We start from the raw sequence: 16662 nt of genomic DNA on the forward strand, positions 1-16662 counted from the left end.
AACTTAAACTAAAAACACAAAAATTATGGCACAATCAAAAGCAAGTAAGAGGTTCATGAACATGGCTTACGGACTAGGAGCATCAGTAGTAATCATTGGAGCGCTATTCAAAATTATTCACTTCGAAATTGGATTTTTAACTGGTAACGTAATGTTAGCAATCGGTCTTATTACTGAGGCAATTATATTCGCATTATCTGCATTCGAACCAGTAGACGATGAATTAGACTGGTCTTTAGTATACCCAGAATTGGCTGGAGGAGCTTCTTCTAACAAAAAGAAAAAAGCTGAAGAGCCAAAAGACGCTGAAGGTTTATTGTCTAAGAAATTAGATAACTTATTAAAAGAAGCTAAAATTGATGGTGAGCTTATGACTAGCTTAGGTGAAAGCATCAAAAACTTCGAAGGTGCTGCTAAAAGCATTAGCCCAACTGTAGATTCAATTGCTGCTACTAAAAAGTATGGAGAAGAATTATCTCTTGCTGCTGCACAAATGGAATCATTAAACAGCCTTTATAAAGTACAATTAGAAAGCGTTAACCGTCAAGCTGCTATTAACGAAGAAGCTGTTGAAAACGCAACTAAACTTAAAGAGCAAATGCAATCTTTAGCATCTAACCTTTCTTCATTAAATGGAGTATATGGTGGAATGCTATCTGCTATGAACAAAAACTAAATTAGTTTTTAATTTCCGCAATTAATTAAAACAATTAACAACAAAAAACTAATTTAAAATGGCAGGAGGAAAATTATCTGCAAGGCAGAAAATGATTAACTTGATGTATTTGATCTTCATTGCGATGCTAGCATTGAATATGTCAAAAGAAGTGCTATCGGCATTTGGATTAATGAACGAAAAGCTAACCGAGTCTAATGAAGCTGCTACTGAACGTAACGCTGCATTTATGGAAGGTTTAGCTGCTAAAGTAGACGAGCAACCAGCTAAGTATAGACCTTTAAAGGCTGACGCTGATCAAATAGACAAATTAGCGACCGATTTTAATAGTTATTTAGATGATTTAAAAGCTCAAATGACTGCTAAGGTTGAAGATCCTAAAGACTACGAAGTAATGGATAAAGGAGATTTCCTAGATAACCATTTCTTTAAAGGAGATAAACTAAAGCCTGAAGGAGAAGAATTTTTAAATCAAATAGCTAAGTTTAGAGATGGAGTGTCTGATATTTTAGCAGATAACCCAGAGTTAGCAAGTATGGCTGATGATGTAAAGAAGAAATTTGCTACAGAGCCTGTGAAAAATAGAGATGGAAACACTATTGATTGGTTAGATTACCACTATAAAGGATTTCCTTTAGTTGCTTCTTTAACTAAAATGACTCAATTACAAGCTGATGTTAAAACTACTGAGACAGAAGTATTACAATCAATGCTTGGAGAGCAATTAAAAATTGAAGCATCTTTAACTAACTTTGATGCAATTGTTGTTCCAGACAAAACAGCTTTCTTCTCAGGAGAAAACTTTACTGGACGTATCATCTTAGGTAAAAATGACAAAACATTAAGAGCTGATAAAGTAATTATTAATGGACAAGAGCTTTCAGCTGAGTCTATGCAAGCTGGTCAAACTATTTTAGATTTCCCTGCAGGTGCAGTTGGAGAGCGTGAAATAGAAGGTGAGTTCCAGTTTAAAGAAGGAGATTCTATCATTAGCATTCCTGTAAAGAGTACATACGCTGTAGTGCCTAAACCAAACTCTGCTACAATATCTGCTGATAAGATGAATGTAGTATATAGAGGTGTTAATAACCCTATGACTATTTCTTTTGCTGGTATTTCAGATAACAATGTATCTGCAAGTGCACCAGGTTTATCAAAAGGTTCTGGAGTTGGTAAGTATAACATGAACCCTACAACTGGTAGAGAAGTAACTATCAACGTATCTGGTACATTGCCAGATGGAACTAAAGTAAGCGATAAAGCAACCTTTAGAATTAAAGATATCCCTAAGCCTGTAGGTGTTATGGCTGGTCAAGACGGATCATTTAGTTTACCAAGAAACAACGTTGAAATAGGTAGAGTTGAAGCTAAATTATTAGACTTTGATTTTGACTTACCACTTAACGTAACAGGATTTAAATTTAAAGTTCCAGGTCAACCATCAATCACAGTGCAAGGTAATAGATTAAATGGTGCTGCTAAAAACGCATTACGTAAAGCTAAGCGTGGTGACACTGTTCAAATTTTTGAGATTAGATCAACAAGTTCTGGTCCTAAAATCAAACCAGCAGCTCCTATAATGATTGAGTTATCTAACTAATCTGTTGTATACAGACTACTTATGTAATAATGGTTAAATTAAAAATAAAAAAAATGAATAATAAATTCTTATTGTCAATTGTACTAATAGTAGGTTTTACTCTTAATACATTTTCTCAGGCAAACATCTTAAATGCTAAGAAGCCTGAAGAAATTGGAGTGAAGACAGAGGCTCAGTTAGCATTGGATAACGATAAGCCATTGGAATATGGATATGTTGATGACAGAGACATACTATTTTCTAAAATGACTTGGGAAAAAATTGTTCTTGATGAAAGAGCTAACTTTCCACTGTACTATCCAGTAGATACTAATAATATTGGAAGTGAAAGACGTTCTTTATATCATGTGTTAATTAAAGCGGTTAGAGACGGAAAAATCAAGAATATCTATGATGATTCTTATTTCACTGCTAAAAGAACACTTAAAGATTTAGCTGATATTACAACAAAAGTAGATACTTTAGGTATTGGATACGACCAATTCAACGCTGAAGGATTCGTGGATCCTGAATATATTACTACAACTAGAATTGAAGCTTACGATATTAAAGCGTATTTAATTAAAGGTCTGTGGTATTTTGACAAGAGACAAGGAGAGTTAAAGTACAGATTACTTGGTATTGCTCCAGCAGCACCAGACGTAAACTTTATTAACTCAAATGACGAAGCTAATAAAGTGCCTAATGCTTTGTTTTGGGTATTTTATCCTGAAGCAAGAGAGGTTCTGCATGAAGCAAAATCATTCAATAACAAAAATAGTGCAATGCCAATATCTTTTGACCACTTGTTAAACTCAAGACGTTTTAACGGTTACATGTACAAAGAGGAAAATGTATATGGAGATAGAGAGGTTAAAGAATATGTTGCAGATAACGCATTAATGCAGTTATTAGAATCTGATCGTATTAAAGAAAAGATTAGAAACTTTGAACAAGATATGTGGTCTTACTAAGTATAGACTTCTACATAAAACAAAAAGCTCGCTTATTAAGTGAGCTTTTTGTTTTTTAATAATTACCCTTCGCCTTACCTTTGTCACTCTTTAATTGTACATGGAAGTAGATTATATAATAGTAGGTTGTGGATTAGCAGGAATTGCCTTTTGCGAGCAGTTACGACAGAACAACAAATCTTTTGTGGTATTTGATAATTCATCTCAGCACTCATCAACTGTTGCAGCAGGATTATATAACCCAGTTATTTTAAAACGATTTACTGAAGTTTGGAGAGCTCAAGAACAATTAGATATTGCTTTGCCTTATTATAAAAGCCTTGAAAGTTTGTTAAGCAAGAAACTGGATTATAAATCGTCTATTTACAGAAGGTTTTCATCAATAGAAGAGCAAAACGAATGGTTCTCAGCTGCTGATAAACCAGCCTTAGAGCCTTATTTATCTACAAAGATTGTGAAGAATACCAATGTATCGATTGATGCTCCTTTTGGTTTTGGAGAAGTCTTACATACAGGTAGAATTGATACTAATGTGCTTATTGATTCGTATAGGTTATTTCTTGAAGACAATAATAGACTACACAAAGAGTTGTTTAAATATGAAGATCTAATATTAGATGGGCAAGAGATAAAGTACAATACTATTAGTGCATCACATATTGTGTTTTCTGAAGGCTTTGGGATTTTAAAAAATCCCTATTTTAAAAACCTTCCGCTTAGTGGAACTAAAGGTGAAATACTAACCATTAAAGCACCAGACTTAAAACTAGACTACATCTTAAAGTCATCAGCTTTTTTAGTGCCTTTGGGAGACGATTTATATTCTGTTGGAGCGACTTATAATTGGGATGATAAAACAAACTCAACAACTATTGAAGCAAAAGAAGAACTAGTTAGTAAGCTGAAAAAGTTTATGACTTGCAGTTTTGAAGTTGTTAATCAAGTAGCAGGAATAAGACCAACGGTAAAAGATAGAAGACCTTTAGTAGGTTCGCATAATAATTACAACAACGTTTTTGTATTAAATGGACTAGGAACTAGAGGTGTTATGATTGCTCCTTATGTTGCACAGCAACTCTTTAATCATATTGAAAAAGATGAGTCTTTAGAGCCTGAAATTAATATTTCGCGCTTCAATTAATAATTCTTTTCCTTTCGAAAGGTTAGGCTTTTACTTCTTAGCTAAAGTCTTATCATAATGCATAAAAAGATTAATCCATATATTTCTGGATAATCGCATTATTATTGGTCCAAAAGCAACCAAAGTTCCAATTATAGCTATAAAAGCAACTTTTAAGCTAGTATTTAAAAATAAGTAACTAATAACAAAAGCAGCAACAGCAAATGCAATACCTACACCATAACTCACATACATTGAACCATAAAAAAACGAAGGCTCAATTCTGTATTTTGTGTTACAATTAGAACATCTCTCATTTATCTTTAGAGTATCACCTAAAACATAAGGGTTTTTTGTAGTATACATAGATTCTTCATGACATTTAGGGCATGCGCCAGTGAAAATGCTATATAATTTGCTTCCTTTTTTTATCATGATTAAAAGTTTATTTTTGCGTTTTGTATCTCTATACAAAAATACTCTTTAATCATTAATTCTTTGTAACAATAGTAGCAAATGCTCAATATTCATAATCTATCCATTTCTTTTCAAGGCGAATATCTATTCGAAGAAATCACCTTTAAATTAGGCTCTGGAGACAGAGTAGGATTGATTGGAAAAAACGGAGCAGGAAAATCCACAATGCTTAAAATTCTTTCTGGAGAAATGGAAGCCGATTCAGGTCAAATGGCAGCAGATAAAAACTTAAGTATTGGGTTTTTAAAACAAGATATCGACTTTGTTTTTGGAAGAACAGTTTTAGAAGAGTCTTACCAAGCTTTTGAAGAGATTAAATCGCTCGAAGCTAAAATGGAAGACATCAATACGCAATTAGCTGAACGTACAGACTATGAAAGTGAAGGGTATAACCAGCTAATGATTGATCTTAACGATGTGCAACATCAATATGAGATTATTGGAGGTTATAATTATCAAGGTGAAACCGAAAAAATACTGCAAGGTTTAGGGTTTAAACGCGAAGACTTTGGTAAACTAACCGATACATTTTCTGGAGGATGGAGAATGCGTATTGAACTCGCTAAACTATTACTTCAAAACAACGATATATTATTACTAGATGAGCCTACTAACCATTTGGATATCGAATCAATTATTTGGTTAGAAGGATTTTTGAAAAGTTATAATGGAGCAGTGGTTATTGTGTCTCACGACAAAATGTTTTTAGACAATGTAACCAACAGAACTATTGAAATTTCATTAGGAAGAATTTACGATTATCCTAAACCATATTCAAAGTTTTTGGTATTACGTAAAGAAATCAAAGACCAGCAGCTAGCAGCTCAGAAAAATCAAGAAAAGCAAATTCAACAAACTGAGAAGTTAATTGAAAAATTTAGAGCCAAAGCATCAAAAGCTTCTATGGCACAATCGCTTATAAAAAAGCTGGATAGAATTGATAGAATTGAGGTCGATGAAGATGATAACAGCGTAATGACACTTAATTTTCCGGTTTCCATTACTCCAGGAAAAGTAGTTGTTGAAGCCGAAGGCGTTTCAAAACATTATGGAGACTTACAAGTATTGAATAATATTGACCTTACTATTGAGCGCGATTCTAAAACTGCATTCGTTGGTCAAAATGGCCAAGGAAAATCTACCTTAGCAAAAATTATTGTTAATGAAATAAAGCATCAAGGACATCTAAAACTTGGACACAATGTGCAAATAGGATATTTTGCCCAAAACCAAGCAGAATATTTAGATGGTAACAAAACTGTGCATGACACCATGATTGATGCTGCTAACGAAACTAACCGAACTAAAGTAAGAGATATTTTAGGTGCCTTTTTATTTAGAGGAGAAGAAGTTGATAAGTATGTGCGTGTGCTTTCAGGAGGTGAACGTAACCGATTGGCAATGGCAAAATTAATGCTTCAGCCGTTTAACGTTTTGGTAATGGATGAGCCTACAAACCATCTCGATATTAAATCCAAAAACGTGTTGAAGGAAGCGCTAAAACGTTTTGAAGGGACTTTAATTTTGGTATCTCACGATAGAGATTTTCTTCAAGGTTTAGTAGATAAAGTTTATGAGTTCAAAGACCAGAAAATTAAAGAATATTTAGGTGACATAGACTATTACTTAGAGCAACGAAATGTTGAAAGTCTTAGGGAAATAGAAAAAAGAGACGTTGTTAAAGAAGCTCCTAAAGAAGCAAATAACAAACAATCCTACCAAGATCAAAAGAAACTAAAATCTTTAAATAATAAACTAAGTAATACAGAGTCTAAAATCAACTCACTTGAAAAAGAAATAAAAAACATTGATGTTGAGCTCGCTACCAATTATGATGAAGTCGTTTCAGACCCTAAATTTTTTGATACCTATCAAGCTAAAAAAGACCAATTAGAAACATTGATGTTAGAATGGGAGACTATTCAGGAAGAAATTGATGGTATGACCTCATAAAGAGTATTCTTTTTTAAGTTTTTTTTAACGGCTTACCACAAGCAAATAAATATTTTTGTAGGTATTACCATCAAAAATCATTTAATGAGAAAACTAATACTCTCAGCTATTGGGCTAGTTATTATTTTGTTAGCTGTTTTCGGAGCCTATTTAATCATTGAAAATAGCAATAAGCCAAAACCTAGAATAGAAAAAGTAGTAAAGACTGTTTTTGCTGAAACAGTAACAAATACAACAGTTCCAATAACCATACCTGCAAATGGAACTTTGGTGGCAAAACATAAATTAGAACTATATTCCGAAGTACAAGGTGTATTTCAAAGTAGTGCTCACGATTTTAAAGCAGGACAACCATACCGAAAAGGCGAATCTTTAATTAGAATAAATAGTAGCGAGTATTATGCTTCAGTGCAATCAGCAAAAAGTGATTTGTATAACTTGATAACTTCTATAATGCCAGATTTAAGACTGGATTACCCTGAAGTTTTCCCAGCCTGGGAAGCATATCTTAATAATTTCGACATTAGTAAAAGTGTTGCACCTTTACCTGAGTCAACTAATGAAAAAGCCAATTATTTTATCACAGGAAGAGGTATTGTGTCGTCTTACTACAATATTAAGAACCTAGAACAACGACTTTCAAAGTATAGTATTTATGCACCTTTTAATGGAATTTTAACCGAAGCTTTAGTAACTAAAGGTACTTTGGTACGTTCTGGTCAAAAATTAGGAGAATATATCGATACTTCGGTTTATGAGTTAGAATTGGCAATTAGTAAAACCTTTAGTGATCTACTTCAAATAGGAGAAAAAGTAGAGCTAAATACACTAGAAGGTAACCAAACTTATACAGGCAATGTAACAAGAGTTAACGGTAGAATTGACCAAGCTACTCAAACCATAAAAGTGTTTGTAGAAGTAAAAGGCGACAACTTAAAAGAAGGGATGTTTCTTGAAGCCAATTTAGAGGCTAAAGACGAACCAAATGCGATTAAAATTTCAAGAAAGCTACTAGTTGATGAATCTGAAATATTCATTATTAAAGACAGTATTTTAGATTTAATACAAGTTAAGCCAGTTTATTTTTCACCAAAAGAAGTTGTGATAAAAGGTGTTCCTGACGGAACAAAAATTTTGTCTAAATCAGTCCCTGGAGCTTATGCTGGTATGCTAGTAAAAGTTAACCAAGAATCGACTTCACAACAAACCAATAACTGATTATGAGAAAAATAATTAGCTATTTCATAAAGTATGAAGTTGCAGTAAATATAATTATCATTGCGTTTCTCATCTTTGGGGTTTTAGGCGTTTTTCAATTAAAATCATCCTTTTTTCCGTTACAAGAATCTGAAACCATTTCCATAAATATTACCTACCCTGGAGCAGCACCTCAAGAGATCGAAGAAGGTATTGTTTTAAAAGTTGAAGACAACCTTAAAGGATTAGTAGGTGTTGAGCGAGTAACTTCCACCTCAAGAGAAAATGGAGGAAGCATTACCGTTGAAATTGAAAGTGATGAGGATATAGACGATATGCTCGCCGAAGTAAAAAATGCAGTTGATAGAGTGCCGAATTTCCCAACAGGAATGGAACCTTTAGTGGTTGCAAAACAAGAACGTATTAGACAAACCATTGATTTTGCCATTAGTGGAGATAATATTGAACTCGCTTCATTAAAACAAATAGGACGACAAATAGAAAACGATTTGAGAGCTATGGATGGGATTTCTCAAATCAGTATTTCTGGTTATCCTGAAGAAGAAATAGAAATTGCAGTACGAGAAAATGACCTTTTAGCGTATAACTTAACCTTTTCTGAGGTAGCAAATGCAGTCGCTCAAGCTAATATTTTATCCACTGGTGGAAATATAAAAACCGATAGTGAAGATTACTTAATTAGAGCAAACAATAGGTCTTATTATGGTAATGAGTTAAACCACTTGCCTGTTAGAGCAAGAGAAGATGGTACTGTAGTACGATTGCAAGATGTGGCAACTATAAAAGACCGTTTTTCTGAAACACCAAATGCATCTTATTTTAATGGTAATGTTGCAGTAAATGTTGAAATTACTAATACAAATAGCGAAGACCTTCTTTCTGCTGCAGAAAAAGTAAACGCGTACATTGAGGAATTTAATCAAAAGCATTCAGGAGTTAAAATAGATGTGGTTAGCGACTCTTCAATACGGTTAAACCAAAGAACACAATTACTTTTAGAAAATGGTGCAGTAGGTATCTTGTTAGTGCTATTCTTTTTATCACTATTTCTTAATACGCGTTTAGCTTTTTGGGTGGCGTTAGGTTTGCCTGTAGCCTTTCTAGGAATGTTCATTTTTGCACCTTTGTTTAATGTAACCATTAATGTATTGTCTTTGTTTGGAATGATAATAGTTATTGGTATTCTGGTAGATGATGGTATTGTAATTTCTGAAAATATCTACCAGCATTTTGAAAAAGGAAAACCAAGAATACAAGCTGCAATAGATGGTACTATGGAAGTTGTACCTCCTATTTTATCAGCGATTCTCACAACCGTTTTAGCCTTTTCAACGTTTCTGTTTTTAGATGGTCGTATAGGTGCGTTTTTTAGCGAAGTTTCGGTTATTGTAATGTTGACCTTAGTTGTGTCGTTGGTTGAAGCATTAATTATTCTTCCTGCTCATATTGCACATTCTAAAGCGCTTACACATCTTTCCGAAGAAGAAAAGGCAAAGAAAAAAGGAATAGCAAAACTGTTTTTAAAACTTAGGAAGTTTAATGAGCTAGGAGATAAATTCATGGTGTATCTTAGAGATACGTTATACACTCCAGCATTACGATTTGCTTTAAACCAACGCTTTATAACATTTGCAATACTCTTAGCTATGATGATTCTTACCATAGGATCTTTTCAGGCAGGTGTTATTAGAAGTGCGTTTTTCCCAAGTATTGCGAGTGATAGAGTGAGTATAGACTTATTAATGCCTGAAGGAACAAACCCAAAAATCACAGACTCAATAATAACCATGGTTGAAACTGCTGCTTGGGAAGTTAACGAGGATTACACACAAAGGCAATCTGGTAATAAGCAAGTGGTTCAAAATATTATTAAACGTGTTGGTCCAGGAAACAACAAAGCAAGTTTGAGTGTTAACTTGTTACCAGGAGAAGAACGTGATTTTGGTTCACCTGAAATTACAAATTCTATTAGAGAAGCTGTTGGAGAAGTGTATGGAGTGGAGCGTTTAACTTTTGGTTCGGGAGGAAACTTTGGAGGTAATCCTGTGTCTATTTCTTTATTAGGAAATAATACCGAAGAGCTTAAATTGGCTAAAGATGAATTGAGGCTTGCCTTAGAAAATAATCCACTTTTAACTGATATTTCTGATACTGACCCAGAAGGAATAAAAGAAATTAATATTGAACTTAAAGAATCGGCTTATGCACTTGGTTTAAATTTAAGAGAAGTGATGAGTCAAGTAAGAGCAGGTTTTTTTGGTTTGCAAGCACAACGTTTTCAACGTGGACAAGATGAAATTCGTGTTTGGGTACGATATGATAGAGTTAATAGAGAATCAATTAACGACCTTGATGAAATGCGTATCGTTACACCTTTAGGTCAACGAGTTCCATTTGGAGAAATAGCAACTTATGAAATTAAAAGAGGCGACGAGAGTATTAGTCACCTTGACGGAAGAAGAGAAATTCAGGTTAATGCAGACTTGAAAGATATTAAAGGAAGTCCAACCGAGATTTTACAAGACATAAGAACCAATGTTATGCCAGAGCTGATGTCTAAATATCCTACCATTAGTGCATCTTACGAAGGACAAAACAGAGAGAAAAACAAACTCACCAATTCAGCAAGAATAGTAGTGCCAGTTGTTATATTCTTAATATATGTAGTTATTGCGTTTACATTCAGAAGTTATAGTCAACCATTATTATTGATACTTATGATTCCGTTTAGTTTCATAGCAGTAGCTTGGGGACATTGGTTTCATGATTTTCCAATTAATATTTTGTCAGCTTTAGGAATTATTGCACTTGTTGGAATTATGGTAAATGATGGATTGGTACTCATAGGTAAATTCAATTCCTTTTTAAAAGAAGGAATGAAATTTGACGATGCGCTTTTTGAGGCAGGTAAAGCCCGATTTAGAGCTATATTCTTAACCTCATTAACTACAATTGCTGGTATTGCACCTTTACTTTTAGAAAAGAGTAGGCAAGCGCAATTTTTAAAGCCAATGGCAATTTCAATAGCCTATGGTATTGGTATCGCTACAGTTTTAACATTGTTAATTTTACCACTTTTAATTTCAGTGACTAATAGCGCAAAAAAGAATTCTAAATGGTTGGCAACAGGTAAAAATGTTACTAAAGAAGAAGTAGAACGTGCTATAAAAGAACAAAATATTGAAGATGAACATTAAGTATTCTATATCTGTAATTTTTATTTTAATAGCGAGTTTAGTCAAAGCTCAAGATGTACTCACTACACAAGAAGCAATTGAAATTGCTTTAGAGAATAACTATGGTATTAAAATAGCGAATAAAAATGTTGAAATTGCCGAAAATAATACCAATGTTTTAAATACTGGATACTTGCCAACAGTAACAGCAAGTGGAGGAGCAACATATAATATTGATAATACAGAAGCTGAGTTTTCTGATGGAAGTGTTACAACTTTAGAAGGTGCCGAAAGTTCGCGTTACAATACGTCAATTAACCTAAACTATACATTATTTGATGGATTAGGAAGACGATATAACTACAAAAGATTAAAGGAAGAAGAGCAATTATCAGAACTACAAGCAAGAGAAACAATTGAAAATACAATATTACAATTACTCTCAGTATATTACAATGTAGCTCAATTGTCTGAAAATACTTTGGCTTTAGAACAAACCTTAAACATCTCAAAAGATAGGTTAACAAGAGCGCAATACCAGTTTGATTATGGTCAAAGCACAAAACTTGGTGTATTGAACGCTCAAGTTGATATTAATAACGACAGCATTAATTACATTAACGCTAATCAGCAATTAAAAAATTCTAAACGCGATTTAAATGTTGTGATGGGTAATGTTATGAATTCTCAGTTTGACGCAGATACTTTGGTAACGTTTAAACTTCAGCTTAATAAAGACCAATTGTTAGAACAAATGAAATCTAACAACGTTACATTATTACAATTAGAAAAAAACATTTTAATAAGCGAATACGATATAAAATTTAATAAGGCTGCATATTTACCAACCTTAGGATTAACAGGTTCTTATGGATGGAATAAAAATAATAACAACGCTGCATCATTCTTAGCTGTATCAACTAATACAGGTTTGTCTGGTGGATTAAATTTAAGCTGGAATTTATTTGATGGTGGAAGCGCTATAACCAGAGTTAAAAACGCTAAAATAAATTTAGAAACTCAGCAGTTACAAAAAGATCAAATTATAATTGATATCGAACGAAACTTCAATAATGCTTGGGACGATTACCAAAACAAGTTAACGATATATAGGGTTCAGGAAGAAAATATAATCACCTCTAAAAATAATTTCGACCGTACTCAAGAAAAATTTAAACTTGGTCAAGTAACTTCAATAGAGTTTAGACAAGCTCAATTAAACTTGCTTAATGCTGAGCTTAGTAAAAACCAAGCAAAATATGATGCTAAATTAGCTGAACTTACCCTTCTTCAAATCAGTGGTGAGTTGTTGAATGTTCAATTTTAAGCGTGGTAAATGGAAGAGCATTTTTTTCAATGTCCTTACTGTTGGGAAGAAATTTCCATGCTTGTTGATACTTCACAAAGTAATCAAAACTACATCGAAGATTGTGAGGTTTGTTGCAATCCTATTAGGTTGAATATCAGTGTAAAAAATAATCAAATTTCTGGTTTTGAAGCAAATAATATAGAACAGTAGTTTTTTGTTAGTTTTCTGAAAATCAATTATTTGTGGTTTTTGGGTGTTGCTGATTTGTGCATTTCATCGAAAATAATTGGTGATTCAACGGCTTATATCTATATTCGTTATGTAAATGTGCTCCCTCAACAAAATCTACTATTATGAAAACCATAAAAACTACATTGTTATTCTGTCTAGTAACAGTTTTTTCATTTGCTAGTATTTCCACCAAAGAAAAAGATGCTTTAAAAGCACTATATAACTCTACAGGAGGTCAATCTTGGACTAAAACTTGGGATTTAAATGCGCCTGTATCTAATTGGCATGGAGTTGTTATTAGAAATGATAAAGTTGTTGAATTGAATTTAGAATTCAATAACTTAACAGGAAATTTACCATTTGAATTTGGTGATTTAGTTAATCTTGAAAAAATTAACTTTTTCAGAAATAACATCACAGGTAGCATTCCTTCTTCAATAGGAAAATTAAAATCCTTAAGATATTTAAACATAGCTTTCAATAAGCTTAATGGAGAGTTGCCACATACAATTACTGATTTAACATCATTAGTTTCATTGCAGTTATACATGAATAGTATTGAAGGAACAATACCTTCTCAAATTGGTAACTTAACAAGGTTAAGAACATTAGAATTATATAACAACAATTTAAAAGGTTCAATTCCTGCTTCTATTGAAAAGTTGACTAACCTAAGAGAATTTTTAGTTAGTAGTAATAACTTAACAGGAAAGCTTCCTTCAAGCATTTCTAATCTTAAAAAACTTAAAGTACTAAGCGTTTTTGATAATAACTTATTTGGAATAGTGCCTTCTTCAATTGGTGACTTAACTAATTTAGAAGAGTTAGTACTTGCTGATAATGCCTTTTATGGTGATTTACCATCTGAATTAGCAAGCTTAACAAATCTAAAAGTTTTATTATTAGGAAATAATGCATTTAAAGGAGACTTAGCATCTTTACAAGATAAGTTTCCAAATATTAGAAACTTTGATGCTCAAAATAATAACTCTAAAGGAAGCATTGCGACTTTAGATACTGAAGATTAAATTTTTAAAGTATTTTAATTAGTTATTTCTCCCAACAGATTTTTCTGTTGGGAGTTTTATTTTGAATAAAGTTTTGTAATCAAAAAAAACGTATTATATTTGCAGTCCAATATCGCGGGATAGAGCAGTAGGTAGCTCGTCGGGCTCATAACCCGAAGGTCACTGGTTCGAGTCCAGTTCCCGCTACTAAATGAGACTCAAACAGTTTTTCTGTTTGGGTCTTTTCTTTTTTAGGGTCGTAATGTTTTAAAAATGAATTAGTTAATTCAAATAGAATGTTCAATTTACTGGTTCGACATTCCTTATTTTTCATGGAAAAACGGAATCCTTCAGGAAATAAGATGTTTTGGAAAAGTCTTTTGTTGTGGTAATCCAGTGATTCGTAGAAGTGACGCGGGTTATCAGCTATTTTAAAGAAATAATTCATTACCTTTTTGTGGTTCGATATTTTTGATGGCAGATTCAGTAGTAGTTGTTTTTTCTTTTCAATCCGCTCTTTAAGCTTTGATCCATGTTTTTCAAAAATGTCTTTCGAAATTTCATCTGTAGCATATCTAAATTCTATTTTGTCAAATTGTTCTTGAAGCTTGTTGATCTCAGAGTTAAGCTGCCGCTTTTCATCTGCACTTGTTGATATTTCATTCTCAATAATTTTCTCAAGTTGCTTTGAGAACAAACCTTGAAAAGCTTTAGATAACTTTAGAGATTCTAGTACATCAGAAAATTGCTGATGCATACCTTCCGAAAGGGATTTAGTTCTTGTATTAGCATTAACTGTTTTGTTACAGGATGAACATTTGTAATACAAAATTTGCTTTCTTTTGTTCTTATAAGAGGTCATATTGGTGTTGCAGTCGTCACAAATCAAAAACTTTGGTACTAATGGAGTTTCTAATTTCCCGTTGATTTTGGGTATGCCAATCTGAACAGAGTTTTTAAGCTTTTGTTGTAATAAATCAAACTCCTTTTTAGAAATAATTGGCTTCCAATGTCCTTTGATATCAGTATCAGGAACTAAACTATTATTAAAGTAGCCAGCATAAAACAGATTAGACCATATTTTGTTGAGGCTTTGCTTTGGAATATATAGTCCTTCCAACTTTAAATAATCTTGAATTTCCTTGTCACCATAATTTTTATAGAGTTTTAACCTAAATGCTTCTTTAATTAGTTTTCCGTCCGCATTAAGCTTTATCTCTTGTTTTGCCTGTACTTTTAATGGATCAGTTACTCTGGGACCAAAGTGATCATAACCTCTTGGTGCTCTGCCTAAGAAAGTTCCTTTTTCCAGAACATTAATCATTCCTGGGATAATCACATCTTGTCTGTTAAAATTTTCTTTTTGAGCGTAAAGCAGTTGAGTTGAAAATTCATTTTCATTTCGTTCGGTAAATGTATTGTGACCAGTGCTAACGGAGTACAAATACACATTATAATTTCGTCTTAAACTCACAAAAAGTTCAATATGCTCAGAGCCAGCACGACCAAACCTGCTGGGTGACCAAATCAAAATTATTTTCGGTCTTTGCCCTTTTGAAGTGGTTTTAATTGCATTTAAAAGTTCATTTAAGGTTTTCTGTGTATTGATTCTTTTTGAACTTTCGTATTCTGCATCAAACTCTCTAGTGATTATTAAACTGTTATCATGAGCGCAAGCTTTGAGTCGTTTAACTTGAGTTTCGATACTTCCATTTTTTAAAAATTGCTCTTTTGAAGATACTCTTGTATAGGACCATACAATGGCTCCTTTAAAATCTGAAATAGTAATTTGTTTATTTCTACTCATAGAGGTTTATTTTACCGAATCATAGATGAGTTTAGTAATTTGATATAAACTCAAAGCCAATTCGTTTTTTTGTTCTTCATTTAATTCATTGAACTTTACTGACAGGTGCTCTTCAAGTTCGGTATTATCTAATAAATGTTGTCGTTGTAATTCCTGTAGCGATTTTCGGCCCATAACGAGATAGGATTAAATCGGGCTGTATATTCAGGAACCGAATATGTTCTACTTTGATCTTCATTTTATTTAGTAATTAAAGTTAACTTGTAGTTGTCTTGACTTCTTGGGTCAATTAAAAGCTTACTCCCTTTTGGTATTTTATTCCTTATAAAGAAATCTGACAGCTCTTCTTGCCTAACATGTTTTTCTGTTATCGTCTTGGGCTTTATCCGTCCATTATCAAATGCGATTTCAACCACTTTAGGTTTTTTGAACAATACAATTTCTCTTATTTGATTTTCTATACTGCTGAGATATTTCAAGTTCTTGTTTTTGATGTTTAGATCGATACTAATAATTTTTGATAATTTGTCCAATATCGGAATTGAAATTATCGGATACTTAAATGTCAGACTACTTAGTTTTAAAAATTGATAGTTATTATTACTTAGAAAAACATGTTCATCTGTAAGAGGACTGTATATGATGTAATGTGGTTGGCTAATGTTGGCTATACACGACTTAAGCGTATCTGTAAAATGATTTATCTCTTCCCTCAAGGTGTCCATAACCATTTCGTTTGATAGTAGGCTTTTAAGATTCATTTTTCCAATTTCTGAAAGACCAGACTTTTTTGAATTAATGTTCTTCAGTATTACCTGATCTGCATATTTGTTTTCTTTTGGGACATCCCAAACTTTATATGATAGTATCTTTAGCTTTTCAGTGCTGACTCCAATGTCATTGAGTTCCTTAATTATCATTATCCAAATAGCTTCTGGAATATTCATACGTCCATGTTTTTGATGTGTCTCAAAGAAATAGGGGATTACCTTGTTATCTCTCCAATAGGAAACCTGTCTTGATTTTAGCCTTAAATCTTTAGGGAGTATATATTTTTCGTAGAAAGATTCTCCGAATTCTATATGGAATTGGTCAGTCATAATTATTAAATTTACACAAATGTAAATATTAAATA

The 16662-nt window shown here is 32.8% G+C and carries 14 protein-coding genes and 1 tRNA gene; 11 read left to right on the plus strand and 4 right to left on the minus strand.

Annotation, left to right across the window (positions count from 1 at the left end; all coding sequences use genetic code 11):
• Window positions 1–25: 25 nt before the first annotated feature.
• From porL to ABD011_RS05075, 4 genes are all read left to right on the plus strand, one after another.
• On the plus strand, window positions 26–676 hold the full coding sequence (gene porL, locus ABD011_RS05060; protein ID WP_129759183.1) for a type IX secretion system motor protein PorL/GldL: 651 nt from the start codon (window positions 26–28) through the stop codon (window positions 674–676).
• A 58-nt stretch (window positions 677–734) separates the two neighbouring features.
• The gene (gene porM / locus ABD011_RS05065) at window positions 735–2276 is read left to right on the plus strand and encodes a type IX secretion system motor protein PorM/GldM (RefSeq protein ID WP_343796290.1); all 1542 of its coding nucleotides are present in this window, start codon (window positions 735–737) and stop codon (window positions 2274–2276) included.
• A 53-nt stretch (window positions 2277–2329) separates the two neighbouring features.
• Entirely contained in the window at window positions 2330–3229 is a 900-nt protein-coding gene (porN, locus tag ABD011_RS05070) for a type IX secretion system ring subunit PorN/GldN (protein WP_131505886.1), read from the plus strand.
• Between the two features lie 100 nt (window positions 3230–3329).
• Entirely contained in the window at window positions 3330–4370 is a 1041-nt protein-coding gene (locus tag ABD011_RS05075; RefSeq protein WP_343796292.1) for an NAD(P)/FAD-dependent oxidoreductase, read from the plus strand.
• A gap of 30 nt (window positions 4371–4400) precedes the next feature.
• Here ABD011_RS05075 and ABD011_RS05080 read toward each other — a convergent pair whose 3' ends face one another.
• Window positions 4401–4784, minus strand: coding sequence for a DUF983 domain-containing protein (locus ABD011_RS05080; protein WP_129759179.1), 384 nt, complete (start codon window positions 4782–4784; stop codon window positions 4401–4403).
• An 81-nt stretch (window positions 4785–4865) separates the two neighbouring features.
• Between ABD011_RS05080 and ABD011_RS05085 the strand changes: the two genes are divergently transcribed.
• The 7 genes from ABD011_RS05085 to ABD011_RS05115 all read left to right on the plus strand — a co-directional run bounded on the left by ABD011_RS05085 (window position 4866) and on the right by ABD011_RS05115 (window position 13927).
• Window positions 4866–6779, plus strand: coding sequence for an ABC-F family ATP-binding cassette domain-containing protein (locus tag ABD011_RS05085; RefSeq protein ID WP_343796296.1), 1914 nt, complete (start codon window positions 4866–4868; stop codon window positions 6777–6779).
• A gap of 84 nt (window positions 6780–6863) precedes the next feature.
• The gene (locus ABD011_RS05090) at window positions 6864–7997 is read left to right on the plus strand and encodes an efflux RND transporter periplasmic adaptor subunit (RefSeq protein WP_343796298.1); all 1134 of its coding nucleotides are present in this window, start codon (window positions 6864–6866) and stop codon (window positions 7995–7997) included.
• A gap of 2 nt (window positions 7998–7999) precedes the next feature.
• Complete coding sequence (locus tag ABD011_RS05095) at window positions 8000–11194, plus strand: efflux RND transporter permease subunit (RefSeq protein ID WP_343796300.1); 3195 nt, start codon at window positions 8000–8002, stop codon at window positions 11192–11194.
• Window positions 11184–12500, plus strand: a complete 1317-nt coding sequence (locus ABD011_RS05100) for a TolC family protein (protein ID WP_343796302.1) — start codon at window positions 11184–11186, stop codon at window positions 12498–12500. The genes ABD011_RS05095 and ABD011_RS05100 overlap by 11 nt, the downstream gene beginning before the upstream one ends.
• Before the next feature lie 9 nt (window positions 12501–12509).
• Window positions 12510–12692, plus strand: coding sequence for a CPXCG motif-containing cysteine-rich protein (locus ABD011_RS05105; RefSeq protein WP_129759174.1), 183 nt, complete (start codon window positions 12510–12512; stop codon window positions 12690–12692).
• A gap of 143 nt (window positions 12693–12835) precedes the next feature.
• Window positions 12836–13741 carry a leucine-rich repeat domain-containing protein gene (locus ABD011_RS05110; protein ID WP_134198710.1) on the plus strand — a complete coding sequence of 302 codons (906 nt, stop codon included), beginning with the start codon at window positions 12836–12838 and terminating at the stop codon, window positions 13739–13741.
• Window positions 13742–13854: 113 nt separating this feature from the next.
• Window positions 13855–13927 (plus strand) — tRNA-Met (locus tag ABD011_RS05115).
• On the opposite strand, the gene ABD011_RS15755 is transcribed toward ABD011_RS05115, so the two are convergent.
• From ABD011_RS15755 to ABD011_RS05125, 3 genes are all read right to left on the minus strand, one after another.
• Window positions 13887–15527 carry a recombinase family protein gene (locus ABD011_RS15755; RefSeq protein WP_425545551.1) on the minus strand — a complete coding sequence of 547 codons (1641 nt, stop codon included), beginning with the start codon at window positions 15525–15527 and terminating at the stop codon, window positions 13887–13889. The genes ABD011_RS05115 and ABD011_RS15755 overlap by 41 nt on opposite strands.
• A gap of 6 nt (window positions 15528–15533) precedes the next feature.
• The gene (locus ABD011_RS05120) at window positions 15534–15701 is read right to left on the minus strand and encodes a hypothetical protein (protein ID WP_343796307.1); all 168 of its coding nucleotides are present in this window, start codon (window positions 15699–15701) and stop codon (window positions 15534–15536) included.
• Between the two features lie 65 nt (window positions 15702–15766).
• Window positions 15767–16627: a hypothetical protein gene (locus ABD011_RS05125; RefSeq protein ID WP_343796309.1), complete on the minus strand. Its 861-nt coding sequence runs from the start codon at window positions 16625–16627 to the stop codon at window positions 15767–15769.
• Between the last annotated feature and the right edge of the window lie 35 nt (window positions 16628–16662).

Origin of the sequence: Gaetbulibacter jejuensis (assembly GCF_039524015.1) — a bacterium.
Classification (GTDB): Bacteria; Bacteroidota; Bacteroidia; order Flavobacteriales; family Flavobacteriaceae; genus Gaetbulibacter_B; species Gaetbulibacter_B jejuensis.